21 protein-coding genes and 1 pseudogene are annotated in these 23,577 nt (G+C 61.2%); 15 read left to right on the forward strand and 7 right to left on the reverse strand.

All coding sequences use genetic code 11. The annotated features are described in order from the left end of the window. Nucleotides 1-133 precede the first annotated feature (133 nt). From OU993_RS17510 to OU993_RS17520, 3 genes are all read right to left on the reverse strand, one after another. Complete coding sequence (locus OU993_RS17510; protein ID WP_268159565.1) at nucleotides 134-1,057, reverse strand: LysR family transcriptional regulator; 924 nt, start codon at nucleotides 1,055-1,057, stop codon at nucleotides 134-136. A 123-nt stretch (nucleotides 1,058-1,180) separates the two neighbouring features. Beyond that, complete coding sequence (locus tag OU993_RS17515) at nucleotides 1,181-2,065, reverse strand: aldose epimerase family protein (RefSeq protein ID WP_268159567.1); 885 nt, start codon at nucleotides 2,063-2,065, stop codon at nucleotides 1,181-1,183. A 19-nt stretch (nucleotides 2,066-2,084) separates the two neighbouring features. Then, nucleotides 2,085-2,879 carry an NAD-dependent epimerase/dehydratase family protein gene (locus tag OU993_RS17520; protein WP_268159569.1) on the reverse strand — a complete coding sequence of 265 codons (795 nt, stop codon included), beginning with the start codon at nucleotides 2,877-2,879 and terminating at the stop codon, nucleotides 2,085-2,087. Between the two features lie 331 nt (nucleotides 2,880-3,210). Here OU993_RS17520 and OU993_RS17525 point away from each other — a divergent pair, with 331 nt between their 5' ends. The 7 genes from OU993_RS17525 to pglB all read left to right on the forward strand — a co-directional run bounded on the left by OU993_RS17525 (nucleotide 3,211) and on the right by pglB (nucleotide 10,830). Then, nucleotides 3,211-4,509: an ABC transporter substrate-binding protein gene (locus OU993_RS17525; protein WP_268159571.1), complete on the forward strand. Its 1,299-nt coding sequence runs from the start codon at nucleotides 3,211-3,213 to the stop codon at nucleotides 4,507-4,509. A 63-nt stretch (nucleotides 4,510-4,572) separates the two neighbouring features. Then, a complete protein-coding gene (locus tag OU993_RS17530; RefSeq protein WP_268159573.1) occupies nucleotides 4,573-5,514 on the forward strand; it encodes a carbohydrate ABC transporter permease in 942 nt (313 codons plus the stop codon). 11 nt (nucleotides 5,515-5,525) lie between these two features. Continuing rightward, nucleotides 5,526-6,365, forward strand: coding sequence for a carbohydrate ABC transporter permease (locus tag OU993_RS17535; protein ID WP_268159575.1), 840 nt, complete (start codon nucleotides 5,526-5,528; stop codon nucleotides 6,363-6,365). 37 nt (nucleotides 6,366-6,402) lie between these two features. Continuing rightward, a complete protein-coding gene (locus OU993_RS17540) occupies nucleotides 6,403-7,497 on the forward strand; it encodes an ABC transporter ATP-binding protein (protein WP_268159577.1) in 1,095 nt (364 codons plus the stop codon). 17 nt (nucleotides 7,498-7,514) lie between these two features. Further along, the gene (locus OU993_RS17545; RefSeq protein WP_268159579.1) at nucleotides 7,515-8,450 is read left to right on the forward strand and encodes an SMP-30/gluconolactonase/LRE family protein; all 936 of its coding nucleotides are present in this window, start codon (nucleotides 7,515-7,517) and stop codon (nucleotides 8,448-8,450) included. Nucleotides 8,451-8,487: 37 nt separating this feature from the next. Further along, complete coding sequence (locus OU993_RS17550; RefSeq protein ID WP_268159581.1) at nucleotides 8,488-9,462, forward strand: mannonate dehydratase; 975 nt, start codon at nucleotides 8,488-8,490, stop codon at nucleotides 9,460-9,462. A 30-nt stretch (nucleotides 9,463-9,492) separates the two neighbouring features. Beyond that, nucleotides 9,493-10,830 carry a polygalacturonase PglB gene (pglB, locus tag OU993_RS17555; protein WP_268159583.1) on the forward strand — a complete coding sequence of 446 codons (1,338 nt, stop codon included), beginning with the start codon at nucleotides 9,493-9,495 and terminating at the stop codon, nucleotides 10,828-10,830. Nucleotides 10,831-10,921: 91 nt separating this feature from the next. Here pglB and OU993_RS17560 read toward each other — a convergent pair whose 3' ends face one another. Then, nucleotides 10,922-11,650 carry a DUF4386 family protein gene (locus OU993_RS17560; RefSeq protein ID WP_268159585.1) on the reverse strand — a complete coding sequence of 243 codons (729 nt, stop codon included), beginning with the start codon at nucleotides 11,648-11,650 and terminating at the stop codon, nucleotides 10,922-10,924. A 282-nt stretch (nucleotides 11,651-11,932) separates the two neighbouring features. Here OU993_RS17560 and OU993_RS17565 point away from each other — a divergent pair, with 282 nt between their 5' ends. Further along, the gene (locus tag OU993_RS17565) at nucleotides 11,933-12,571 is read left to right on the forward strand and encodes a TetR/AcrR family transcriptional regulator (protein ID WP_268159587.1); all 639 of its coding nucleotides are present in this window, start codon (nucleotides 11,933-11,935) and stop codon (nucleotides 12,569-12,571) included. Between the two features lie 161 nt (nucleotides 12,572-12,732). Here the strand turns inward: OU993_RS17565 and OU993_RS17570 are convergent. From OU993_RS17570 to OU993_RS17580, 3 genes and pseudogenes are all read right to left on the reverse strand, one after another. Then, a pseudogene (locus tag OU993_RS17570) lies at nucleotides 12,733-13,075 on the reverse strand (DDE-type integrase/transposase/recombinase); the annotation flags it as partial. Between the two features lie 42 nt (nucleotides 13,076-13,117). Next, a complete protein-coding gene (locus OU993_RS17575; RefSeq protein ID WP_268159589.1) occupies nucleotides 13,118-14,533 on the reverse strand; it encodes a coniferyl aldehyde dehydrogenase in 1,416 nt (471 codons plus the stop codon). A 4-nt stretch (nucleotides 14,534-14,537) separates the two neighbouring features. Then, the gene (locus OU993_RS17580; protein ID WP_268159591.1) at nucleotides 14,538-15,683 is read right to left on the reverse strand and encodes an MFS transporter; all 1,146 of its coding nucleotides are present in this window, start codon (nucleotides 15,681-15,683) and stop codon (nucleotides 14,538-14,540) included. Nucleotides 15,684-15,927: 244 nt separating this feature from the next. Here OU993_RS17580 and OU993_RS17585 point away from each other — a divergent pair, with 244 nt between their 5' ends. From OU993_RS17585 to OU993_RS17615, 7 genes are all read left to right on the forward strand, one after another. Then, entirely contained in the window at nucleotides 15,928-16,968 is a 1,041-nt protein-coding gene (locus OU993_RS17585; protein ID WP_268159592.1) for an AraC family transcriptional regulator, read from the forward strand. 108 nt (nucleotides 16,969-17,076) lie between these two features. Beyond that, entirely contained in the window at nucleotides 17,077-18,675 is a 1,599-nt protein-coding gene (locus OU993_RS17590; protein ID WP_268159594.1) for a xylulokinase, read from the forward strand. Further along, nucleotides 18,668-19,321: a class II aldolase/adducin family protein gene (locus OU993_RS17595; protein ID WP_215565723.1), complete on the forward strand. Its 654-nt coding sequence runs from the start codon at nucleotides 18,668-18,670 to the stop codon at nucleotides 19,319-19,321. Before OU993_RS17590 ends, OU993_RS17595 begins: the two co-directional genes overlap by 8 nt. 1 nt (nucleotide 19,322) lies before the next feature. Continuing rightward, entirely contained in the window at nucleotides 19,323-20,786 is a 1,464-nt protein-coding gene (locus OU993_RS17600) for an aspartate aminotransferase family protein (RefSeq protein WP_268159595.1), read from the forward strand. Between the two features lies 1 nt (nucleotide 20,787). Beyond that, nucleotides 20,788-21,453, forward strand: coding sequence for a class II aldolase/adducin family protein (locus OU993_RS17605; protein WP_268159597.1), 666 nt, complete (start codon nucleotides 20,788-20,790; stop codon nucleotides 21,451-21,453). A 77-nt stretch (nucleotides 21,454-21,530) separates the two neighbouring features. Next, nucleotides 21,531-22,583, forward strand: coding sequence for an NAD-dependent epimerase/dehydratase family protein (locus OU993_RS17610; protein ID WP_268159599.1), 1,053 nt, complete (start codon nucleotides 21,531-21,533; stop codon nucleotides 22,581-22,583). A gap of 13 nt (nucleotides 22,584-22,596) precedes the next feature. Next, nucleotides 22,597-23,409, forward strand: coding sequence for an SDR family NAD(P)-dependent oxidoreductase (locus tag OU993_RS17615; RefSeq protein ID WP_268159600.1), 813 nt, complete (start codon nucleotides 22,597-22,599; stop codon nucleotides 23,407-23,409). Nucleotides 23,410-23,577: the final 168 nt, after the last annotated feature.

The raw sequence follows: 23,577 nt of genomic DNA on the forward strand, positions 1-23,577 counted from the left end.
TCCTCCCGTACCCCCGGGCTTTGATGTTTGAGGTGACTGCGGATCCTCCTCCGCATGCCACAGATCCTGCTGTGCAGGTGTTGCTATCGTTTTCGATTCCTTGACATAACGCAAATACCAATTTGAACATGGATCATGCCAAAATGTTATGGTTCATCTGCCTGTTCATATGGTCCTCCATCAGGCTTCTCAGCAGCTTCACAAAACGCTCCGCATAGCTCGAAAGCGCCGCATCCGCGCGGTAGGCGACATAGGTCTGGAAGGTCGTTTCCTCTTCGATGGGGATGATTGCAAGGCTGCCGGAACTGATTTCCGCCACCGTGAAGGCATCGAGCACCGCAATCCCCAGATTATGCTCGACAAGACGGCAGACCGTGGTGCCGAAACGGGCGCGGATCGCGATGTCGTATCGAAGGTTCTGACGGGCAAAGATGTCGGCCATGATCGCGCCGTACGGGTCCTTCGGATCAATGCCGATCAGGGGATAGTTGATGATCTCACGGGCAGAGACGCTTTTCAGCGCCGCGATGGGATGGTTCGGCGACGCAATACAGACGAGCCGCCCGCGCGCCAGCGGTTCGAACACGATGGAGGGATGATCGAGGCGATAGCTCATCACCACCACCTCGCCCTTGTTGAGCAGCAGGTAATCGATGGCCTCCTCGATCTTCAGGATCTCGAAGTTGAGCTTGATCTGCGGGTAGTGCTGGAAGAGCTTCGCGACTGCCCGCGGCACCATGACATTGGCGATGCTGGGCACAGAGCCGAGCGACAGCTCCACGTCACGACCCCGTTCCAGTTGCGCGATCGAGAATTGCAACTGATCGATCTTGCGGTGGACCTCCTCGATCTGGACAAACACATCGCGGGCTTCCGCCGTCGGAACGTAACGTCCGCCCTTTTTCACGAAGAGCTTGATCCCGAGCGATCCCTCGATGTGCTTGACGGTCCGGCTGACACCCGGCTGTGCGACATTCATCAGTCTCGCCGCCCCGGCGATTGTACCGGCCACCATGATCGCCCGGATCACCTCGATCTGTCGCAAAGTCAGTGACAACGCTCTCTCCTCCCCAAACGACGCGCCTCCTCGCAACGTCATGACCTGGTGACTTACAGGAGAGTATGCCGATTGAACAGGAAGCGCCCTATCTGGCGACGCCCTCTTCGACGAATCAGGCCGTCAAAACATCGACATCGAGAGTTTCAGCGTCGCGGAAAGCGTCTCCTGCGGGGCAAGCACATGCATGGCTGCGGAGGCCGCCAGAGACGGACGGTTCACGGCGTCCGGCAGGTGGCTGACCGGCTCGATACAGAAGACCTCACGCGCTTCGGGCGCAAAAAGATGCAGATGACGAAAGGCTCCTTCCGCCGCAAGGTCGAGCCTTGCCCGTTCGGTCGGCCAGTCGATCCGAGCCCAAGCAGGCGCCCAGTCCACAAAACAGGCGTCGAGCCCCAGATGGGTTTCCACCAGAAGCGGTTCTCCGGACAGGATGCCGGTCTCCGCGTCCAGCTGCGGCAAAGGCAGCCCCCATTGGTCCTTGCGGTAGGTGCCCTGCGAGGAAAAGGTGACCGTCGTTTGCGGTCGTCGTGGAAAATAGGGATGCAGTCCGACACCGAAAGGAAACGCCTCGTCCGCGAGGTTCTGCATGTCGAGCGACAGTTCCAGACCATGATCGGCAATGGCGATCCGAAAGCGCAGGCTGAACTGCCAGGGATAGTCATCCGCGGAATGAACACATTGCAGTACGGCATGCGTGCCGCTCGTTTCACTAATGCTCCAGCACAGATCACGCGCAACACCGTGGCACGCCATGCCGGCATCCGGCCGGTTCATCGCAAACACGATTTCCCGGTTCTGGAACGGAAAGCGGCCAGACCGGATGCGGTTGGCGAAGGGCGCCATGATGAAGCAGCCCGCGGACAAGCCTTTGCTCGGCTCGTCCAGAGGCGCAAGAAGGGGCATCCACGCACCATCCGGCTTGCGCCAGTCGGCCGTAAGAATGGTCGCGCCATGATCGGGATCGATCGTCAGCCGATAGGCGTGCGCCTCAAGCACGATGACCATTTTGCTCTCTCTCCAGGGCTCAATCCGGCTTGATGCCGAAGGAGGTGAAAGGCCCGCCCTGATAGATGGCATCCGCCGAATTGGGATCGGGCGTCGTGGTGCTGCTCTCCATCGCCAGACGGTAGTCTTCGGCATTATCTTTCGGCCGCCAACCGAGGAAATTCGCTTCCGAATTATCCCACCACCGCGCATCATTGTTCGACACGCCCCAGATGGTCGTGCAGCCGACGCGCGGCGCCTTGAAGATCGTCTCCACCAGCGAGGTGAAGTCAGCGTAGGACAGCCAGGATGCCATCATCCGGTGGCTCCGCGGCATTTCGAAACAGGAGCCGATCCGGACGATGGCGGTCTCCAGCCCGAACTTGTGATAATACATCTTGGCGAGCGCCTCGCCGTAACACTTCGAGACGCCATAAAGCGTGTCCGGCAGAGCGGGAGCGCGGGTGTCGATAAACTGATCCTGCCGATAAAATCCCACCACATGGTTGGAACTGGCAAAAATGATGCGCGGCATTCCATGGGCGCGGGCTGCCTCATACAGATTGTAGAGCCCGAGAATGTTGGCCTGCATGATCCGCGAAAAGCTGTCTTCCCGGGAAATGCCGCCGAGATGAACAATGCCGTCACAGCCTTCCACCAGCCGCATCATGCCGTCGCGATCTGCGAGGTCGCAATAGACCACCTCCTCACGTGGGCCAGCCGCCTCCATGGGGGCGACATCGGAAAGACGCAATGTCTCGGCAAGCGTCGCAAGACGCTCGCGCATGACGCGGCCCATGCCTCCGCCAGCACCCGTGATCAACAGACGTTTCATGCCAGTCTCCGCTGTGAATCGCGATCAAGATTGTCCGGGCCACGGCCCTCTTCGATCGGTCGGGCTACATGTCACGCATATGTATGACAGGTCAAGACGGGTGCTGTACTGGCTTGTGCAGCCGAGGCATGTTTAGCTTATCCTAATGTTATCACAGGTGGAGCGCCATCAAATCCAATGCCATGATGACGCGAAGTTCTAACAAAACTTCGACAAACCATCTATCACGATCAAACACGCTCCTTGCATTGTCATATAAGTTGGACTAACTCTTCAGATGAGTTTGAACGAAAGGGCTCCTGTGGGGCTCTCGTTGAGGGAGGAATTCATCTTGAAGAAGACCAGATCACTTCTCATGCTTGGCTGCGCGATGTTTTGTGCAACCACGCTGACCGCCAAGGCCGAATCGATCAGCGTCTGGTCGCGCCAGACGGACGAATCGATCAGTGTTTTGAAGGCACTGACCGATGCGTTCACGGCCGACACCGGCATCACCGTCGAAACCTTCAACACGGGCATCGATTTCGAGCAGCGGCTTGCGCGTGCGGCGGCTGGCCGAACCCTGCCGGATATCGTTTTGAATGACACCGCTGCCATGGGCCAAATGCGCCAGATGGGTATCCTCCAGTCCATTGATCCGGCCTCGATCACTGGCAACCAGGATGTCGTCGCTTCGGCATGGGATGGCGCGAAGGCCAATGACGGCAAATTTTACGCCGTGCCGATGTCAGCGCAATCATTCGCGATGTTCGTTCGTAAGGATTGGCGCGAAAAGCTCGGCATGCCCGAGCCGAAGACATGGGAAGATGTCCGCAAGCTCGCCGAGGCGTTCACCACAAAAGACCCCGATGGTAATGGCAAGGACGACACGTTCGGCATGGCCATTCCGGGTTCGACCACGCGTGGTTACACCAGCTGGTTCATGAGCAGCCTGATCTGGCAGGCGGGTGGCGACTTCGTGAAGCAGGAAGCGGACGGCTTCGTGCCGACGGTCAACACGCCTCAGGTGGCCGCTGCCCTCACCTATGTCCGAGGCATGATCTGCGACAAGCTGAGCCAGCCGGGCGCTATCAACGCCACGACCGGCGACACCCTACCCACCTTCCGTTCCGGCCAAACGGGCATCTTCATGTCCGGTCCGTACCACATTCCGCAACTCGATGCGGAGCCGGGCAAGGACAAGGTCGAAGTGTTGATGATGCCGGCGGGTCCAGGCGGCATTGCCTCGCTTGCGGAAGGCACGAGCGCCTATCTTCTGAAGGGCGCCAAGGATGAAGCAGCCGCGAAAAAGTTCCTCGCCTTCGTGATCTCGCCCAAGGGGCAGGAGATCGCCATGGCGGAAGGCAGTGGCAAGACGCCGCTCGTGCGCTTGCCTGTCAACGCCAAGGTCGATGTCAACGCCGTTCGCAACGACCCGCGCTGGATGATCTTCAAGGAAACCTTCGACAAGTACAGCCACTACATGCCCGCCGTTCCGAACTGGACCGCGATCCGCATGATCACGGCGGAAGGCTTCAACCGCGTTCTGGCCAAGTGTGATGCGGATATCCCCGCGGAACTGGAAACGCTGAACAAGCAGGTCGCCAAAGAGCTGAGCAACCAGAAGGCTCTGTCGGCTTCCGCGAAGTAAGGCACCTCACCCGCGCGGCACGTCCTGCGCCGCGCGGACTTCCATCGGTTCACGAGGTTGGAAATGACCACGACACCACAGGCGGCTCCAAATGGCGCCGCAGGGGGCAAGCGCCTGCCCAAACGCCGTCCCAGGAAAACACCGCTCAGCACGGCCATAATTCCCTGGCTGTTCCTCGCTCCGGCGCTTGTCATTTTCACATGGTTCAAGTTCTACCCGATGGTTTCGGGCTTCTCCATGTCGTTCTACAATGTGCAGTTTTATGCGGACAGCGAGTGGGTCGGCCTCGATAATTTCTACAAGGCTTTCGACGATCCCGATCTGCGGCTGGCCGTGTTCCACACGACCATCTACGTGATCGTGGCGACGTTGGGAGCCTCCGTCACGGCCCTTTGCCTGGCGCTGTTTCTCGAGGGGCCGGCACGGCACCTGCGCATCATCCGCACGGCGATCTTCCTTCCCGCCATCACCAGCGTGGCGATCATCGCGGAAATCTGGCGGATCCTTTTCAACTCCGCCGATTACGGCATCATCAACGCCACACTCGGTTTTCTCGGCGTGGCGCCGCAGGGTTTCCTCAGCGATCCCGATCAGGCGCTCTGGGTGCTGATCCTGATGAGCATCTGGAAAAGCGCACCCTACGACATGGTGATTTTTGTCGCCGGACTGGTGGGCATCAACCGTGAACTTTACGACGCGGCAAGCGTGGACGGGGCAAGCCCCTGGCGCAAGTTCTGGCACGTCACGATCCCCGGCATCATTCCTTCCATCTCCGTGGTGGTGATGCTGTCCTTCATCCGCGGGTTCCGTATCTTCGCGGAAGTCTACGCCACCACCGGCGGCGGTCCCGCAGGATCGACGGCCACCATCATGACGCACGTCTACAAGGTTGGCTTCGAGGAACTGAATTACGGTTATGCATCCGCCGTATCGCTGCTGCTTCTGCTCTTCACGGTGGCGCTGACCTTGGTGCACATGAAGATCAAATCCCGGTTCACGGTCTGAGGGAAAACGCCATGACATCGTCTTTCTCTTCCCGCGTCGCCAAGATCATTCTTTATGCCGTCATCGTCGTCACATTCGTCGGCCCCTTCTGGGCGACGCTTGTCACCGCCTTCAGTGGCGTCAGTCTGAAACCGGGCCAGCTGACACTGATCCCGCAAAGCCCGACGCTCGAGAACTTCCGCATCGCCATCTTCCAGATGAAGGTGTGGCAGTACCTGCTCAACTCGACCATTGTCGTGATTTTCGGTACGATCTTGCAGGTCTCTGTCAGCGCGCTGGCAGCTTATGCCCTGGCCCGCAAGAAGTTCCGTGGCGCGGCCGTCGTCAGCCTCTTCATTCTATGCACGCTGATGCTGCCGGAAGAAGTGATCGCCATTCCGCTCTATCTCGTCATGCAGAAGGAAATCCCGATCCTCGGGATGTCCATCTACAACACCTATCTGGCGATGATCCTGCCCGTGGTGGGCTGGGCCTTCTCGATCTTCATGCTGACGGAATTCATGCGGGCGGTACCGATGGAACTCGAAGAAGCCGCGCGCATCGACGGCGCAAACGAGTGGCAGGTCTTCGTCAACGTCATTCTGCCGCTGGTGCGCCCGGCGCTCGGAACCGTGACGATCTTCGGCTTCATCATGATCTGGGACCAGTATCTTCTGCCGCTCATCGCGGTCAACGACAAGGACCTGATGACGCTGCCCGTGGCACTCGGCTCACTGCGCGTCGATGACACCATCACACCGAACATTCTGACGGCAGCCACGCTGGTGGCAATGGCGCCCAGCGTCATCGTCTATCTGGCGCTTCAGCGGCAGTTCAACCGCGGCATCATGGCCGGCGCCGTCAAGGGATAATTGCGCCGCGCGCGCTCAGCAATTCAAGAGGAATGACATGGGAGCCGTTTCACTACAGGGCGTATCCAAGAGCTTCGGAGCCGTGGACGTTATCAAGGATGTCTCGATCGACATCAACGAAGGCGAGTTCTGCGTCCTGATCGGGCCAAGCGGCTCGGGCAAGTCGACCCTGCTTCGGATGATCGCAGGACTGGAAACAGCCACCGATGGCAGCATTCACATCGGCGGACGCGATGTCACCGAACTGCCTCCGAAGGACCGCGACATCGCAATGGTGTTCCAGAGCTACGCGCTCTATCCACAGATGACGGTTCGGGAAAACATGAGCTTTGCCCTGCGTCTCGCCGGTCGTCCGAAGGAGGAAATCCAGAAGAAGACGGACGAGGCCGCGCAGATGCTGGGTCTCGAGAAACTTCTCGACCGGCTGCCCAAAGAACTGTCCGGCGGTCAGCGGCAGCGTGTGGCCATGGGCCGCGCGATCGTGCGCAATCCCTCCGTGTTCCTGTTCGATGAACCCCTTTCCAACCTTGATGCGAAACTGCGCAGCCAGGTTCGCGGCGAAATCCGCGACCTCCATCACCGCTGGCGCACGACCTCGGTCTATGTGACGCACGACCAGGTGGAAGCCATGACCATGGGCGAAAAGATCGTCGTGTTGCGCGATGGCCGTGTCGAACAGGCCGGAACGCCCCTGTCTCTCTACGACTACCCGGACAGCGTGTTCGTTGCGACCTTCATCGGCTCGCCGGCCATCAACATGTTCGAGGCGAAGATCGACGAGACATCCGGCACCCTCATTCTTGCCGATGGATCGACGCGCATTCCCCTGCCCTCCGGTTATGCGGGCCACGATGGCAAGAATGTCCTGCTCGGCATTCGGCCGGAATATCTGGAAGTCGCACCCACCGCGCACATCGGTTTCCTGAATGCCCGCGTTCATGCCGTCGAGACGACCGGCTCGGACACGGTCGTCATCTGTGACAGCGCCGTCGGCCAGATCCTCGTTTCGTCGAAAAGCCGCAGCACGCATTCAAACGGCGAGCAGATCTCGCTGTCTCTCGCGTCTGAAAAGATCCTTCTGTTCGACAAGGCGACGGAGCGGCGCATGGTGCCGACGACACAAACGACGTGATGCGGGAGCCCCGATCCGTGACGAAGACGCCAGGCCCATTGCTGCATCAGGCCCACAGGATTGCCGAGCCGGACTGCACGATCGCGGAAACACCGGTCTGGGACGCAAAGACCGGCCAGGTTACCTGGGTCGACACGCCGGGCGGTGCGGTCTATCGCTACACGCTGTCCGACGGAAAGATGGAGCGTTTTGCACTGTCGCTGAAGGTCGGCTCGATGGCACTGGTGTCGAGCGGCCGGTTCATCGCCTCCACCGAGCGCGGCTTTGCCATCATGACCATCGGCGCCGACGGGCTGGAATTTGATGCCGGTTTCGGCCCGCAGCTGACAGGCGGGTGGCGCATGAACGACGGCGCCTGTGATCGGCAGGGCCGCTTCTGGTCCGGAACCATGGCGCCCGATACGAGTGCGCCGGACGCCTGGGGTTCGCTCCACAGCATTGACCGCCATGCCGTCGTCACCGACCGTGGCGGCCAGTTCCGTTCGCAGAACGGACTCGCCTGGAGCCCGGACAGCCGGACCATGTATGTGTCGGATTCGCACCCCTCCAATCCGCATATTCTTGCCTACGACTTTGATGCGGATACAGGGCGTATATTCAACGGCAGACTGTTTGCAGATCAGGCCGCCCTTGGCGGGCGCCCCGATGGCGCGGCCATCGATACCGATGGCTGCTACTGGATCGCCGCAAGCGATTCCGGGCGGATCGTGCGGATGACACCTGAGGGGCGGATCGATGCGGAAATCCACGTCGATGTCCCCAATCCGACCAATATCTGTTTTGTCGGGCCGGACCTTCGCAGCGCATTCATCACCACGCTGAAGGCCGGCGGCGTTGGCCCTGGCGGCGCGGTCTATCTTGTCGAGGATCTTCCGTACCAGGGCCTTGCGGAACCGACCTTCCGTTGCGCGGACGACTGGCCTGCCCCATCCGGCGGCACCGATCCGCGCTGATTAATTCGACCACAGCTGTCGCCTCAGGAGAATAGACATGTATCTCGGCACCCAACTCCCCGCCCGTCACGACGACGATTACCGCGTCATGAAGCAACTGGGCGTCAACAACGTCTCGGCAACGCCCTCCGGTGATTGGCGGAGCTGGGACCGCGCGACGCTTGAAGCCTTCCGTGAGAAGATCGAGAGCTTCGGCCTGACTCTCGACATGACCCAGTTGCCGATGCCCTCCACACGCGTCGACCGGGAAGACGTGCCCTGCAAGGACATCATGCTGGCGGGTCCGGAACGTGACCGGCAGATCGACGGCATCTGCCGGCTGATCGAAAACTGCGCAGCCGCCGGCATTCCTTCGGTCCGCTACAATTTCAACTATATCGGCATTCCGCGCACGCCGATGGAACCGGGCCGCGGCGGCTATCAGGCCGAGGCCTTCCGGCTTGATCTGGCCAATCCGGATGAAGCGGCTCCGATCGGCGTCGGAAAGCTGGATGAGGACACGATCTGGGAACGCGTGGATTATTTCCTCGCCCGTGTCGTGCCTGTTGCCGAATCCGTCAATGTTCGCCTGGCCTGCCATCCGCACGATCCGGCAACGCCCCCCGGCTACATGGGCGTGACCCGCGTTCTCGGCTCCGTCGAGGGTATGAAGCGCTTCGTGCAGATGCATGAAAGCCCTGTCCACGGGCTGAACTTCTGCATCGGAACGCTTGGCGAGATGGTGGACGACGTGTCGACCGTGCCGGAAATCACGCGCTGGTTCGGCGAGCGCGGCAAGATCATGAACATCCATTTCCGCAACATTGTCGGGAAGCGTTATTCCTTCCGCGAGAGCTTCCCCGACGACGGCGATATGGACATGCCGGCCGTAATCGATGCGCTGCGCGATACCGGCTACAAATACATGGTCATGCCCGATCACGCCCCGACCCTGTCCGGCGATAACCAGCAGCAGGTCGCCTTTGCCTTCTGCTACGGCTACATCGCCGCCCTTCTGCAGACCCGCACCTGAATTCGAACAGCCCTCTCCGAGCAAGTGACAATGACCCAGGCACACCCCATCCGCATCCCGGCAGGCGATGCACCCATTACGGACAAGTTACAGGCGCTGATCGACGCACAGCAGGGCCCCATCCACATTCGGCTCGAAGCCGGGACGCATCTTTGCACTGGCCTGACGCTTCGCTCGAACATGACGCTCGAGATCGCGAAGGACGCCGAACTGCGTTTCCTTCCGGGTTACGAGCTTTATGCGACAACGACCGTTGCCATCGTGGCGGAGGAAAGCGATCGCGCAATGATGGCGGCGCGTGGCGCGGAAAACATTGCCCTGATCGGCGAAGGCCGCATCTTCTGCGAGGGCTCGACCGCCTATTCCCACGGCAACGACGGCGACATGGGAACTTTGGTCGCCTCCCGCTACCGGCCGCGCATTCTGGTGCTGGACGACTGCAGGAATGTCCGCATCGAAGGCCTGCGCATCGACGATGCACCCATGTGGACCATGCATTTTGCCGGCTGCGAGACGATTTCCGTCCGCAATGTCCAGGTCGACAATAACCGCCGCATGCCCAATACAGACGGCATCGTGATCGACGGCTGCCGCGACGTCGACATTCGCAACAGCAGTTTCCGCACGGCCGACGACGGCATCGTGCTGAAGACCACCCGTCGCGAGGATGGCAGCCTCACCGGGCCTTGCGAAAACGTGCGCATCACGGACTGCATCATCGAAAGCCGGTCCTGTGCCCTCAAGCTCGGCACCGAAAGTTTCTCCGCCTTTCGCGACATCACCTTCGAGGATGTCCGGATCGAGAAATCGAACCGGGGCCTCGGCATCTTCTCGCGCGATGGCGGCGTAGTGGAAAACATCCGCTTCGCGCGCATTTCCGTCGATTGCAGCGAAACGCCGGCGGGCTTCTGGGGCTCCGGGGAAGCGGTAACGATCACGCTGCTCGACCGGCGACCGGAAGAATTTCCGGCAGGCGACGTCCGTAATGTCGTCATCGAGGACGTTACGGGCCGCATGGAAGGCGCGATTAATTTCTATTCCGAGCGCGAAGGCGCGATCCACGACGTGACGCTCCGCAACATCATGATCAGGCAGGAACCCGGCGCGCTGGGCACTGGTCGATGCTACGACATCCGCCCCACGATCGACGACCGGTTCGACCGTTTTCCGATCGGCGACAAGAGCGCCGGTCGCGTGAATGCCTGGCGCTACGGGCCGGATGGCAAGATCATCGGCCTGATCGATTATCCCGGCGGCATGCCGGCGATTTTCGCCAAGGGCGTAAGCGGCCTCACGATCGAAAATGCGCAGGTCGACCGGCCTTCCCCGTTGCCGGAGGGATGGAATACGGACGCCGTCCGGGTCTAAAGAAAGCACGTGTGAGGTGCGCGGCGCGGACCGGAGGCCGCGCTCCTCCATCTGAGACGCATGTTCGTCGTGCGTCTGACGATGAGCGGTCTCAAACTCCGGTCGCAACGGCTGCCGTCCGGCGCTGTGCCCGCAGCAGGCGAATGCCGATCAGGATCAGCCAGAGGGTCAAGCCCAGGAAACCGGCGATGGTGAAGAGCGAATAGAGATCGCTTTCTTGCCCGATTGCCAGCGCCAGCCCTTCGGTGGTGCCGATGGCAATCGCAACAGCGGTGACAAATCCCGTCACACCGGACAGTACGCGCCGCTGACGCCACTGGAGCGCAGACATCGCAAGGACAAAAAAGACCAGCAGCCATTGGCCGAGATGCTCGCCGATGGCAACACCGCCATAACTGTTCAGGATCGTGAAGGCGGCTTCGGCGCTTGCCCGTGCCGCAGCATCGCCCCGCGCATGGGCGTTCGCAAGGCCGGGTATCACGAAGACCCAGCGCCATAAGCCCATGGCCTGGGTGACACCGGACAGTGCCCCGGCAATCGCCGCCATAAGCGCCAGTCGCTCCGACGTTAGCCGGTTTTCGACCGTGAAGGCGAGCGCGACCGTCAGCGGCACCAACAACACCGCTGCCCAGGCAAACGCATGCCATGTCAGGATCAGGGACTGACCACCCTCGGTGAAACGGGCCAGAACCTCACCGGCCGGTCGCCGGAGGATGTCGGGATAATCGAAGATCGTCACAAGTTGGGCATAGGGAAGGTTAAAGCCGATCGCGATCGCGATGGTGGACAGGCCAAGAACTGGCATGGATTTCGGGGTCATGGGGACACTTCCGGTAAAGGAGATAAGGGCGATCAGGGAGGCACGAACGGGGCAATGATGCGCGATGCGGTCCATCGCACCGGCATGGAGCGATCAGCGATACGCATGTCGGCGTCCGGAGCTCCGTGCATTACGTCGCCACCATTGTCACCGATTGGTGATATCAATAATTCACCGACCGGTGACATGTCAAGTCACCGGTCGGTGAATTTTGTAGATCCCCGTCTTGCCGCGCCGCTTTTGCTGAAATATCACTGACTGGTGACGTGAAAGGGAAAGAGAGTGGCAGCACGCAATGCAGACGAGGAACCGGCGCGCATGCGCGACCGGCCGGCGACGGAGGCACGGATCCTGGAGGCCGCGCAGGCGATCCTGATTGCAGCCGGCCCCGGCGGTTTTGGCGTCAATGCGGTGGCGCGCGAAGCGGGTGTCGATAAGCAGCTGATCTATCGTTATTACGGCGGCCTGGACGGACTGCTCGAGGCGCTTGGCGTGCGGCTGGCGCAATGGTGGCAGGAAAAACTGATGGCGGGCCTGCCGCAGACGCCGGTCGAGAATTATGGCGAGCTCATCGAGTTGCTCGCCCTCCAGCTGCTTCATATCGTGAGGTCAGAACCGCTCGCGCTGCAATCCCTGCTCTGGGAGCTCACCGGCTCGGAAAGCTTCGTAAAGTCCCTTTCCGCATCGCGCGCACGCGCCTATGGCGCCTGGATGGCAGGCGTGCGCGGCGGTCTTGAGCCCCCCGAGGATGTGGATGCGCCCGCCATAAACGCGCTCCTCATTGCCGCCATCAGCCAAATCGCACTTGCCGGCAGACAGGCAGACACGATCATCGGATTGCCAACCAACGATCCCGCGACCTGGGATCGCCTGGAGAAATCCCTCCTTCGTCTTGTTCGGGGCGTCTACGCTCGTCCCTAGGCCGCCAAATCGCGCGGCCCTCAAAACAGGCTGCCCCGCCTCGAAGGAGGCGGATAGATCAGTCGCTCAGGCGATAGCGCGCGCTACAGTCTGCCAAAGCGCAGGCAGGGTGGCGTCGCCTTAACCGGGTTTGCGACGCGGCTGTATCATCGGCCTGAATCTCACCCGTCAATCTTCAAAGCGATTTCCCGCCAGATGCTGATTGCTTTGGCGCGAAGCTGGCGATGATCTGCAGTGGTCAGGTCCGGCGAAGAAGAAAGAGATTGGCGATCTGGCCGTGAGTTGAGACGAAACGCTGACATTGCCGTGCGGACGTGAAACGCATCATTCGTCGCTCTCACCGCCGGAGCATCAGATGCGACTTTTCGGCCAGGTTGTTCAAGCCCTTGTGCGAGCAATGCTCGACGCGCGGCACCAGCTCGGCTTTCTCGGCAGATAGGACCGAAGCTTGTCAATCACCATCACGCGCGGGGCAATAACCTTGCTTTTGGGCAGCTTGCGCAACGGTCAATCGGCGGACGACCCTTGCTTGCGCGGCTGGGTCCGTTAACCGCGCCCCATGAACCTCGCCAGAAACCCCGTCAGGCGACCGTAAGGCGGCATGGCAAGCCGCGCCGGATTGAAAATCCTGACGCTTGCGATGCCGCGGGCATGCGAAAACCGCTTGAAGCCGTCAAACCCGTGATAGGCCCCGATGCCGCTCGGCCCCACGCCACCGAACGGCAGATCGTTCTGCGCCACATGCAACAGCGTGCCATTGACGGTCACGTTGCCGGAAATGGTGTTTTCCAGCACCTTGCGCCGGGTCTCGTTTCGTCCGGTGAACAAATAGAGCGCCAGCGGACGTGGGCGGGCGCGAATGAAGGCAATGGCATCGTCGAGGGTGTCGTAGGGGATGATCGGCAGGATCGGGCCGAATATTTCCTCCTCCATCAGCCGGCAATCGGCGGGCGGGTCGATCACGAGCGTGGGCGCAATGGCAAATCCCGCCTGCGGCAGGGTTATGTCGGCCGTCACCAGTCGCACACCACGATCGTGGCATTCCTGAAGCCCGTCAACCAGCCGCCGGTGGGCACGCTCGCCGACGATACCGGTATAGTGCATGGCCGAGCTTTGGCTGGGATAACAACGAACGATCTCGGCCTGAAGCGCGCTGACGAACTGCTCGAGACGGCCTTTCTCGACCAGAACGTAATCCGGCGCGATGCAGGTCTGCCCGGCATTCATCAACTTGCCGAACACGATGTCGCGGGCAGCGGAGAAGTGACTGTAATCCGGCGCGACGATCGTCGGCGATTTGCCGCCGAGTTCCAGCGTCACCGGCGTCAGGTTGGCCGCTGCGGCCGCCATGACCTTCCTGCCGACGGCGGTGGAACCCGTGAAGACCAGATGATCGAAAGGCTGGGCGCTGAAGGCTGCGGCCACATCCACGCCACCTTCGAGGACCGTTACCTCTTCCGGCGCAAAATACGCGCCGATCAGCGTGGACAGCAAGGCGGAGGTCTGCGGTACCAGTTCCGACGGTTTGATGATCGCCCGGTTTCCGGCGGCGAGGATATCGATCAACGGGCCGAGCGCCAGAAAGATTGGATAGTTCCAGGGCACCATCACGCCGATGACGCCAAGCGGCTGGTATTGCACCGTGTTCTTCAGTTGCAGGAATTCGATGGAGCGCCCACGCCGCTCCGGCTTCATCCAGCGCCTGAGGTGGGAGCGTGTGTGCCTGAGCGCGCCCATCAACGGTACGATCTCGAGCATGGTCGTCTCATGCACGGACCGGTGGCCGAAATCGCGCGAAACCGCCGCGCAGATCTCTGGCCCCCGGTCCTTCAGCAAGCGGCCGATCCGATCCAGCCGGTCTCGGCGTGTGGCGAGTGACGGATGGGGGTCCGCCTCGAATGCGGCGCGCTGCCTCGCAAGAGCCTCGGACAGGAGGAATTCGATGTGGCTGTCTTCGCTCAATGGTTTACTCCGCGATACCGGCTTTTGCCGCGGCCGGAAGGCCGCGATGAAGATGGCCGAAAACTAGCACGGCACAGGTGGCTGCCACCACCAGCGGCATCAGGCACGCCCATGCAAAGGCTGCCGGCCCCGCCGAGGCAAAGACCGGACCGGCAACGGCAGTGCCGAGTGTTGCGCCGACGATCGCGATCACCAGAATACGTGACATCAACGAACCGTCCGGATCGTTTTCCGTCAAGACGCCGGTGACAAAGGGCGTGACGATGTAGAAGCCGATATTGACCAGGATCTGCGTGCTGACGAACACCGCCGCCGAAAACACGTTGAAGAGATAGTAGATCGACACGGCCATGACGACAAAACCCAGCATGACGAGCGGAAGACGTTTCGCCTTGTCATGCGTCATCGACGGCACCACGGCACCGAGGAAGCCGGCCAGCGAGGAGAGTGCGAGATAGAGGCCGACCTCCGCATTGGTCAGACCGACCCGCTCGCCGACATAACCGCAGATGGCCCACTGTCCGGCCTGTACCGCATAGACCATGAACACGATGACCATCGCGAGCAGCATCTTCGGACGGTCGAGCCTTGAATGCACGGTGGCGGCGGCCATTTGTGCCGGGCGTCTGGAAATCAGCAGGAAGAGGGGCGCCATCAGAGCGGCAAACAGGGTCAGCATCAGAAATACCGGCGCCTCGGCTTCCGCATGCGGCATCATCGAAACTGCAAACAGCAATAGTCCCATGGTCGTGCCTCCGATGAGACTGAGCGCGCCCCAGAACCGTTCGGCATTGGCAAGCGAGGCGAGACTCATCGCCACGACGCTGAAGATTGCCCCCTCGCCCAGTCCGGTGACCAGGCGCGCCGAAGCCAACAGAAGCGGGGTCTGCTGCCAAAAGCTCGCGGCTTCGCCGAGGATGACGGCGAGCGCACCCGCCATTGCGACGATGCGCCAGGAGCGTGCTGCCAGCTTGGAAAGAAAGAGTCCGTATAGGGCAATGCCGGCAAGCTCCGCACTGGCAACCACAGTCGCCAGGCCCTCGTCGTAACCGGCGAGCTTGCTCATCGCCAGCACCACCACCGGCATCACCATCGTACCGTTCAACGCCACTGCATAAGCAGCGCTCAGTCCCAGAATCCACAAGATCACTGCAGTCGCCCCCCAGGGTTGCCGCGCAGCGTTGCCGATTCCGGTCCTTCTGCCGCCGTCGCAATGACAAGAATATGACGCGCCCCCGCAGCCACAAGGGATTTCAGGGCCTGTTTGGGGTCTTTTCCGGCCAATCGGAACGCCATTGCACGCCTTTGCCTTGACGGATCGCAAGGGGACGATGTGTCTTGATAAAAAACGAAGACACGCCGGAGAGCAACCGCAGGAGAGGTATGGAGAGCCAATGAAACCGGTCGATTCACGCTACATGGCTGCGAATATTCCGGCCTTCATGCTCAGAAGCCTGGTGATGACGCTACGCGATTCCGGCCTTGACGCGGGCCGGCTGCTGGTCGGGCTGGGCCTGACGCTGGAGGATCTTCAGGACCCCGCCTGCCGCGTGTCGTTCCGCCAGGGTCGGGAGGCGATCCTGCGCGCACTCCAGATGGCACCGGGGCGGGCGCTTGGTCTCGAAACAGGCTGTCGGCAGAAGATCAATTCGGTGGGGCTGGTCGGTTATGCCATGCTGACAGCCGCAACGATCGGCGAGGCGGTCAAGCTCGGTCTGCAATTCCAGAAGGACACCGGCAGCATGCTGGAGTTCGATACGCGCGTCACCAGCGATGGCATTGCGGTGACCGCCGCCAGCCGCTTTCATGAACCCAGCATCTACACCTTCCTGGTCGAAGAGGCCTTCGCCAACTTCATGAGCATCGGCATCGGCCTTGTCGGGGACGGTTTCAAGCCGTTGCGCATTGAGCTCGCCTATCCCGCACCGGTCCATGCCGGTGCCTATCGCGACGTCTTCGATTGCGAAATCCGTTTCGGTTGCGTCGAAAACGTCTTCCTGTTCGATCCTGCGCTGTACAAACGTGCGCTGGCCACCGCGGACCCCTTCAGCCATCGACAGCTGTGCGAGTTCATCGCCTATCACCGGACCCGTTCCCGGGAGGCGGCGGAGATCACGGAATCGGTCGAGCGGGTGCTGCGCCAGAAGCTGCAGGAGCGCATCAATATCTCGAAGGTCGCCAAGGCTCTCGGCATGAGCGAGCGCACGCTCAGGCGGCGGCTGGCGGAAAGTGCCGTTTCCTTTCAGGGCCTTCTCGACGATCTGCGCAAAAACAGGGCGCTGGAGCTTCTGGCCAATCCACATATGTCGGTCGAGCAGATCGCCTTCGCCGTCGGCTTTACGGACCCGCACAATTTTCGCCGTGCATTTCGTCGATGGACAGGCACGACCCCTGGCGCACTGCGCACCGATCTCTCGGCGATTTGGCCGGAATAGACCCTCAATAGGACAGCTTGACCGCTTCATGACGCACTGCCCCGGGGTCTATCCTTTCCCCAAGCAAAAAGGCCGGAAAAACCATCGGCCATTCTTGGCTGAGGGGCCATGGCACAAAAAGAGCAATATGTACTTTCCATCGATCTTGGAACCAGTGGCTGCAAGGTCGGCCTGGTATCGCTGACCGGCAACGTGGTTGCCTGGGCGTTTCGCCCGGTACAACTGATCGTGGTCGACAGCATCGGTGCGGAACAGCGGCCACAGGATTGGTGGACCGCCTTCATCGAGGCCGCCCGCGAGGTTCTTGGCCTCGGCATCGTGTCGCGTTCGGATATCGTGGCGATATGCTCGTCCACACAGGGCGAAGGCACGGTTCCTGTCGACCGCAATGGCGAGAGCCTGATGAATGCGATCCTGTGGCTGGACATGCGCGGCGCGCGTCACCTGAAGCAGGAGATGCGGGGCGCGTTGAAGGTTGCCGGTTACGATGCAATCAAGCTGCAGAAATGGCTTCGCCTGTGTGGCGGCGCCCCTGCCCTTTCCGGCAAGGATCCCGCAGGCCACATGCTGCTCATCCGTGACGCGTTTCCGGATATCTATCAGCGCACCTACAAGTTCCTCAACGTCCTCGATTACTTCAATCTTCGTCTTACCGGTCGCTTCTGCGCCACGCAGGATTCCATCCTGACCTCCTGGGTGACGGACAACCGCGATCCGGACGATATTCGTTATGACGAAAGCCTGATCGCCATCAGCGGTATCGACCGCGACAAGTTTCCGGACCTCGTACGCTGCACCGATGTGATCGGCACCATCCTGCCGGATGTGTCCGAGGCGTTGGGCCTTTCACCGAAGACCCCCGTGGTGGCGGGTGCGATCGACAATACAGCGGCTGCAATCGGAGCCGGCACGATCGACGACTTCGACTGCCACCTCTATGTCGGGTCCTCATCCTGGATTGCCGCGCATGTCCCGTTCAAACGCACGAGCGTGCTCGACCAGATCGGCTCGATCCCTTGCGCCGTTCCTTCCCGCTACCTGATGGTCGCACTGCAATCGAGTGGAGCAAACAACATCGCCTTCCTGAAGGACCGCATCGTCTTCCACGACGACGGGCTGGTGCGGGGGGAACCGTCCGTCGATACCTATCGCGTGCTCGACGAGATCGCCGCCCGTCAGCCCATGGGCGCGGATGGCGCGCTCTATCTGCCATGGCTGTTCGGCGAGCGATGCCCGGTGGATGACCAGTCGCTGCGAGCGGGCATCTTCAACCTCAGCATGGACCATAACCGCGAAACCATCGTTCGCGCCGTCTTTGAAGGCGTTGCGCTGAACACGCGATGGATGATGAAGCCGATCCAGAAGTTCATGCGCCACAGGCCGCAGGCCATCACCATGATTGGCGGCGGCGCATTGTCGAACGCCTGGTGCCGCATTTATGCGGACGTGCTGAACGTGCCCATTCGCCAGCCGCACGAACCGATGAAGGCAAATGCGCGCGGAGCGGCCTTCATCGGCGCCCACGGGCTTGGCCTGATGCGGCTTGATGAAGCCGTGCGCCATGTGAAGATCGAGCGGACCTACGAGCCTTCGCCAGCCGCCACGCGCTTTTATGACGAACGCTTCGGCATCTTCACCGAACTGCACCGCAGGCTGGCTCCGCTCTATCAGAAACTCAACGGCTCGAAGGGCAGGAAGAATGACTAGGTTCACAACCGTCCGCCAGGAGATCGTCGATATGTGCCGATATCTCTCGGACCACGGCTATTTCGCTGGAACCGGCGGCAATATCGGTGTGCGTCTGGATGACAGGCTGATGGCCGTCACACCATCGGCGACGGACTATTACACGATGGGTGCGGCCGATGTGCCGATCCTCGACATCGCGACACAGAAGGTCGTCGATGGCGAAAAGACGCCGACGGTGGAAAAGGCCCTGCATGCCGCCATGCTGCAGGCGCATCCCACCCGTCATGCCAGCATCCACACCCACCAGCCGATTGCGAGCGCCGTTGCGCTGCTGCACGAAGAACTGCCCTGGGCACCCGGCGCCGACCGCACCTCGCTTGGTCCACAGATCGCGCTTGTTCCGTACCGGCCCTCCGGCACCGGCATGTTGGCCAAGGCCTTTGCGAAGACCATTCGTCCCGATGTCTACGCCTATCTGATGGCAAGTCACGGTGTGATCTGCGCCGCCGGCAATCTCAAGACAGCCGCCGGAATGCTGCGCCAGATCGAATTATCCGCAGCGCTTTACCTGCGCACCCTCATTCAACAACGCAGCACTCTCGACCGGCAACTCCGCACCTTTCTCCTGAATGTGCTGGACAAGTCAGAGAACAAAGGAGCCTGACATGAACATGGCAACCCGCACCGCCGACCCCGCACCCTACGCCATCAGTGCCTGGCCCGACAATCGCGACCTCATGGACCGGCTGAACTTGCTGCTGAAGCAGCCGCCAAAGGGTATTTCGGCCGCAAACATGCCGAAGGTTCTGGATTACTTCGAGCAGAAATGCCCGACTTCGAAAGCCTGGGCCAAGCGAGCCGCAGAGGTTATCCCAGGCGGCGTGCAGCACAATCTCGCTTTCAACTATCCCTTCGCCATCGCCGCCGCCAAGGTCGATGGCGCCTATATGTGGGATGCCGATGGCAACCGTTATATCGACTTCCTCCAGGCCGGTGGTCCGACGCTTCTCGGGTCCAACTACCTGCCGGTCAGGCAGAAGGCCCACGAACTTCTCGATCAATGCGGCCCGGTGACAGGCCTTCTGCACGAATACGAGTTCAAGCTGGCCGAAATCATCCGCCAGCACATGCCGGGCGTCGAAATGTTCCGCATGCTGGGCTCCGGCACGGAAGCCTGCATGGGCGCGATCCGCTTGGCGCGCGCCTATACCGGCAAGAAGTGGGTCATCAAGGTTGGGGGTGATTATCACGGCTGGAGCGACCAGATGGTCTACGGCATGCGTGTACCCGGCACCGGACGGCGTGAGGCAACCGGAATTCCGAAGGGTGTGACGGGTTACACCCAGGAAGTCTTCCCCAACGAGCTTGGCACGCTGCGTCGCAAGCTGATGCTGAACCGCATCCGTGGCGGAACCGCGGCGGTCATCGTGGAACCGCTCGGCCCGGAAAGCGGGACCCGTCCCGTGACGCCCGAATACAACCGCGAAGTCCGCAAGCTGTGCGACGAGTTCGGCGCATTGCTGATCTTCGATGAGGTCGTCACCGGCTTCCGGGTCGGCATGGGCGGAGCCCAGGGCTATTTCAACGTCAATCCGGATATCACCGTGTTCGGCAAGTGCCTGACCGGCGGCTATCTGATGGCGGGCGGCATCGGCGGACGCAAGGAGGTGATGATGACGCTGGTCGGCGGTATCGGCACATCCAGCAAACGCGCCTTCGTTGGCGGTACGCTTTCGGCCAATCCACTCTCCTGCGTTGCCGGTTACTATGCGATCGAGGAAATGGCGCGCACCAATGCGCCGGTGATCGCCGGTCGCGCCGGGGATCGCCTTGCCCGCGGATTGAAGGAGATCATGAACCGCCGCGGGCTGCCCTATGTGGTCTACAACATGGGATCGATCGTCCATCTCCAGACGTCGGCAGTCTTGCTGATGAGCATGCGCAACCCGATCAAGCTGATGCGTGAGGCCAATGCCCGCAAACATCTGATGGAGGAAATGGGCGCCGCCTATCTGGCGCATGGGCTGCTGACGCTGGCCGGAAGCCGCATCTATACAAGCATGGCAGATACCGACGAGGTGATCGACGATGCGCTCGACCGCTTCGACACCGTTTTCGGGTTGGTCTGACATGACGGCGCCAATCTTCAAGTTATCCAGGTCCTCCATCGAGCAGCAGCTGGCGCTTGCCGCGGCCCGCCTTGCGGGCAAGGGTCTGCTGAAGCCGGGCGACCGGCTTTCGCAGCGCATCCCCGAGCAGAACGCCTTCGTGCGGGTCAGCATCACGGCCGGACGTGATGTGCCCGGCGAGTTCGAGTGGTTCAAGCTTTCCGACAGCGACGCCGACCTGCACCACCGGATCTACAAGGCGCGCCCGGATGTCGGCGCAATCGCCGCCGGGCGCCCCACCTGGAGCTCATGGCTCTCGCGCATCGACCTCAGCATGCCGGCGATCTTCGACGAGCAGATCCGCCACCTGGGGCTGGAGGCCAAACGGGTCGGCATGTCGGCGCATGACGCGGCGCCGATTGCTGCGCTCTCGACCGGTGCCAATGCCTATTGCCTCGATGACGTCGTGCTCTGCTTCGGCATGGGGCTGGAACGGCTGCTGCTCAACATCGAGATTCTCGAGAAATGCGCCGAATGCTTTGTCCTGGCGCATAGCACCGGCGCCCGGGTGAGACGCATTCCCTGGCTCATCCGCTATATCGCCAATGGGAGGCTGCGCAAGGACCAGAAGGAGGCGACCGAACGGCATCTGCGCGGCGAGCGGTCAATCCTGAAGGCTGGCTACTGACAAAAGCCGGACGGCGCGCCCGTCCATGCAAGATGGCAATTGGTGGCTGTGCGCCAAGCGAACGAAAGGGTGTTTCGATGCAGGAAACCGTGCTCGTGACCGGCGGAAGCGGCTTTGTCGCCAGCCATCTCGTCTTGCAATTGCTGGACGCGGGGGCCAGGGTGCATACGACAGTCAGAAACCTTCGCAATACGGCCAAGATCCGCCCCCTTGCCGACATGGGCGCGCGGTATCCGGGTCGCCTCCATCTGTTCGAAGCCGATCTGCTGCAGGATGGCGCCTTCGATGCCGCGATGAGCGGCTGCGAAATCGTCTTTCACGTCGCCTCGCCATTCAAGCTGCCGGAAAAGATCAGGAACGGCCAGACGGAGATGGTCGAGCCGGCACTTCGCGGCACCCATAACGTGCTTGGCAGCATCGAACGGACCCCAAGCGTTCGCCGCGTCGTCATGACATCGACGATAGGGGCGATTTTCGGCGATTACGCGGATGTCCGCCGGATGAAGAACAACACGGTGGCCGAGGAGTATTTCAATAGCTCCAGCACAGTGCTCAACAATCCCTATCACTACTCGAAGGTTCTCGCGGAAAAGGCTGCATGGGCCAAGGTCCGTGAACAGGATCGCTGGAGCCTCGTGACCATCAATCCCAGCATGATCCTCGGCCCCTCGCTGACACCGGCCTCGGAATCGGGATCGCTGTTTTTGCTCGACGAGATGTTCAAAGGCTATTTTTTCTACGGGATGCCGGATCTGAGCCTCGCTTGCGTCGATGTTCGCGACGTCGCGGCCGCCCATATTCGCGCGGCTGAGAATCCAGCTGCCAGAGGTCGCTACATCGTTTCGGAGGCTCATACCCGGACCTTCCTCGAGATTGCCACCGTCGCAAGGCGTATCCATCCCAGGCCCTATCTTCTGCCGACCTGGCAGATCCCGAATGCTCTTGTCCGGCTGCTGGGACCGCTGTTCGGCCTGACGCAGTCTTACATGAGCAATCATCTCGGCATCCGTTTTGCTCTCGACAACCATCGCAGCCGCGACGAGCTCGGCATCGTCTACAGGCCGTTTGCGGAAACGATCGCCGATCACTACCGGTCCTGGGAAAGCCAGCGGTTGCTGTCGAAGGTTTGAGGAGAAGACATCGATGAATTTCAGCGGCAAGGTAATCCTGATCGTCGGCGCCTCCTCCGGAATGGGCCTGGTCCTGGCAAAACGGCTGGCGAGCGAGGGGGCGTTGGTCTGCGTCACCGCGCGGCGGCAGGACAAGCTCGAGGCGTTGGCCACGGAGATCGAAAGCGCCGGTGGGCGCTGCCTCGCAATCGCGGCCGATGCCACCGATGAGGTCGCAGCGGCCTCAGTGGTCGAAGCCGTGGTGGAGCGGTTCGGTCGTCTGGACATGATCTACCTGAATGCGGGCGGCGCCCCGGCACTGGACATGCGAACGATGACCGCCGGACAGGTCAACGCCTATATGCGCTCCAATTACGACGTGGTCGTCAATTACCTGTTTCCGGCGCTCCACCAGATGGTGCGGCAGGGCGGCGGCCATGTTGGCCATACCAATTCACTGGCGGGACTGCTGGGCGTGCCGCTGCAGGGCCCCTACTGCGCCGCCAAGGCAGCCGCCATCCTGCTGATCGATACGTGTCGCATGGAGTTCAGACAGGCGGGTATCCGTTTCACCACGGTCTATCCGGGTTTCGTCGCCACGGAGATCACGGCAAATGACGGCATGCCGGCACCATTGGAGATCTCGACGGAAAAGGCGGTCGATCACATCATCCACGCCTTGAGGGCTGAGAAGAGCGACTACCTTTTCCCCTTCAGCATGCGCTGGATTATCCGTCTCGCGCGGCTGCTGCCGAAATCGCTGGTGCTTCGGATCCTGGAAAAGACCGTGCCCGAGAGGCCGCAGTCCCCGGCACCGCTATCCGGAACGGCCACCCAGGCGCGATAACCCGCCGGGCTTACTGTCGATCGACGAACCTGATACGCGATGCTTGAGCCGGTTTTGGAGAGCGTGATCCATTGCCGATCCAACCCGTTTTTGCCGGTGCCTCAGCCAAGTCATGCTTCGCGAATGGCCGCAAATGATCCCTTTTTGTCCACCTCCCCCATTGTTGGC

Origin of the sequence: Rhizobium sp. SL86 (genome assembly GCF_026672545.1) — a bacterium.
GTDB lineage: Bacteria > Pseudomonadota > Alphaproteobacteria > Rhizobiales > Rhizobiaceae > Neorhizobium.

Bases quoted from the DNA above. Each gene is read 5' to 3' on its own strand.
- OU993_RS17515 (WP_268159567.1), bottom strand. From the start codon at position 2,065: ATGGTCATCGTGCTTGAGGCGCACGCCTATCGGCTGACGATCGATCCC.
- OU993_RS17520 (WP_268159569.1), bottom strand. From the start codon at position 2,879: ATGAAACGTCTGTTGATCACGGGTGCTGGCGGAGGCATGGGCCGCGTC.
- OU993_RS17530 (WP_268159573.1), top strand. From the start codon at position 4,573: ATGACCACGACACCACAGGCGGCTCCAAATGGCGCCGCAGGGGGCAAG.
- OU993_RS17535 (WP_268159575.1), top strand. From the start codon at position 5,526: ATGACATCGTCTTTCTCTTCCCGCGTCGCCAAGATCATTCTTTATGCC.
- OU993_RS17540 (WP_268159577.1), top strand. From the start codon at position 6,403: ATGGGAGCCGTTTCACTACAGGGCGTATCCAAGAGCTTCGGAGCCGTG.
- OU993_RS17550 (WP_268159581.1), top strand. From the start codon at position 8,488: ATGTATCTCGGCACCCAACTCCCCGCCCGTCACGACGACGATTACCGC.
- pglB (WP_268159583.1), top strand. From the start codon at position 9,493: ATGACCCAGGCACACCCCATCCGCATCCCGGCAGGCGATGCACCCATT.
- OU993_RS17560 (WP_268159585.1), bottom strand. From the start codon at position 11,650: ATGACCCCGAAATCCATGCCAGTTCTTGGCCTGTCCACCATCGCGATC.
- OU993_RS17585 (WP_268159592.1), top strand. From the start codon at position 15,928: ATGAAACCGGTCGATTCACGCTACATGGCTGCGAATATTCCGGCCTTC.
- OU993_RS17590 (WP_268159594.1), top strand. From the start codon at position 17,077: ATGGCACAAAAAGAGCAATATGTACTTTCCATCGATCTTGGAACCAGT.
- OU993_RS17595 (WP_215565723.1), top strand. From the start codon at position 18,668: ATGACTAGGTTCACAACCGTCCGCCAGGAGATCGTCGATATGTGCCGA.
- OU993_RS17600 (WP_268159595.1), top strand. From the start codon at position 19,323: ATGAACATGGCAACCCGCACCGCCGACCCCGCACCCTACGCCATCAGT.
- OU993_RS17605 (WP_268159597.1), top strand. From the start codon at position 20,788: ATGACGGCGCCAATCTTCAAGTTATCCAGGTCCTCCATCGAGCAGCAG.
- OU993_RS17610 (WP_268159599.1), top strand. From the start codon at position 21,531: ATGCAGGAAACCGTGCTCGTGACCGGCGGAAGCGGCTTTGTCGCCAGC.
- OU993_RS17615 (WP_268159600.1), top strand. From the start codon at position 22,597: ATGAATTTCAGCGGCAAGGTAATCCTGATCGTCGGCGCCTCCTCCGGA.